Below are 1255 nucleotides of genomic sequence, written 5' to 3'. Positions count from 1 at the left end.
CTCTATTATTTAGTCGCATCTTAGATTCTCATCTCCTTGAACATAATATAGAATAAGCAAAAAACTATGTTGACATGATGACTAATGGACTTGGATCAAACACGCAATGCATTGAAAATACAGCTAGAAAAAGCAATCAATGACTTAAAAAACCAAGCCGAATCTCAAGGCTGTAGAATTGCTCAGCGACGTCGCTCTGGGTACCTATACGCTGTCGATGCTGTTCGGAACATTGTTCTAGAGCCATGGTTTACCAAGTTACTCAGTCAACATGGCTCCGTACTCAAAAAGTACAGCAGTTCTAACGCTATCCATCTTGCCGAGATCGTCGAAAGTTACGGCGGATTAAATAAAACAATTAAACTCATTGAAGCGGTGCTAGCGTTGCGTGGATTCGGGCTTGATAGCCAACAACACACTGATTATGTAGATCAAGTGCTCTGGGGGTTAAAAGATTTACGTTCACTCACTCCCCAGCATCAAGAAGAAACAATGCGCTGGAACAGTGTACTTCCGTATTGTGCTCTGTGCTTCCGTCTACGCAGCCGATCCCATTACTACTGCGAAAAACACCATCCCATCAAGTCTACTAGACTTTATAAACAGCAAAAATACGCAGCTATCACTGCATTGAAACATCTACCTAACGAAAATTGCGAGGCATACGAAAAGTACCTGGTAAAACCGAACAAACAGAAAAAGTTGGGACGACAACTTTATGATCTGGTCAGCGGCTATGCGCCGCATCCACGAGTCTTCTTACGTCACTGCAAAGATAGCGCTATATCAGGGGACTGGATCTCACTATCAAAGAACATTGTTCAGACATGCAAAGTGACTTATCCAGCTAGCTATAAAAAAATAAAACAAATCAAACCAGATGATTTTAGAAACTGGCCTTCGTGGTGTATCGCGATCGTGAGATGCTTAGATTCTACAGAACCAAATACGTGGAATGAAAAAGAGTGCCTAACGCTTTTCAGTGAGTTGAACACTTGGACATCATTAGTCGGGATCTTGCATCGCTTCGAATGTGTAGAACGAATCAATAGCATTGAAACTAAGCGTGGCCCAGGCGTTGGATATGGAGCAAATCTAGAACAACACCAGTTGATCAAAGATCTGTTAAAACAACAGCTAGTTACGAATAGCAAAACTAACTTAAGTGAAATCGCTAGGACTCTTAGTCTTAGTAGACAACGCATACACCAGATCATCAAAAAACATCAATTGCTCTCTTAAACAGCAAAGTTAC

1 protein-coding gene is annotated in these 1255 nt (G+C 41.4%); it reads left to right on the top strand.

Annotated elements, in window-relative coordinates; genetic code table 11:
* Positions 1 to 84: 84 nt before the first annotated feature.
* Positions 85 to 1242 carry a MarR family transcriptional regulator gene (locus BZG72_RS15980; protein ID WP_077667281.1) on the top strand — a complete coding sequence of 386 codons (1158 nt, stop codon included), beginning with the start codon at positions 85 to 87 and terminating at the stop codon, positions 1240 to 1242.
* The last annotated feature ends 13 nt before the right edge of the window (positions 1243 to 1255 follow it).

This window comes from Salinivibrio sp. PR6 (genome assembly GCF_001995955.1).
Classification (GTDB): Bacteria; Pseudomonadota; Gammaproteobacteria; order Enterobacterales; family Vibrionaceae; genus Salinivibrio; species Salinivibrio siamensis.
The sequence above is the reverse complement of the archived record's forward strand: the minus strand, read 5'-3'. Positions and strand labels throughout refer to the sequence as shown.

Coding starts and splice junctions, on each gene's coding strand:
- BZG72_RS15980 (WP_077667281.1), top strand. CDS start 85: ATGGACTTGGATCAAACACGCAATGCATTGAAAATACAGCTAGAAAAA.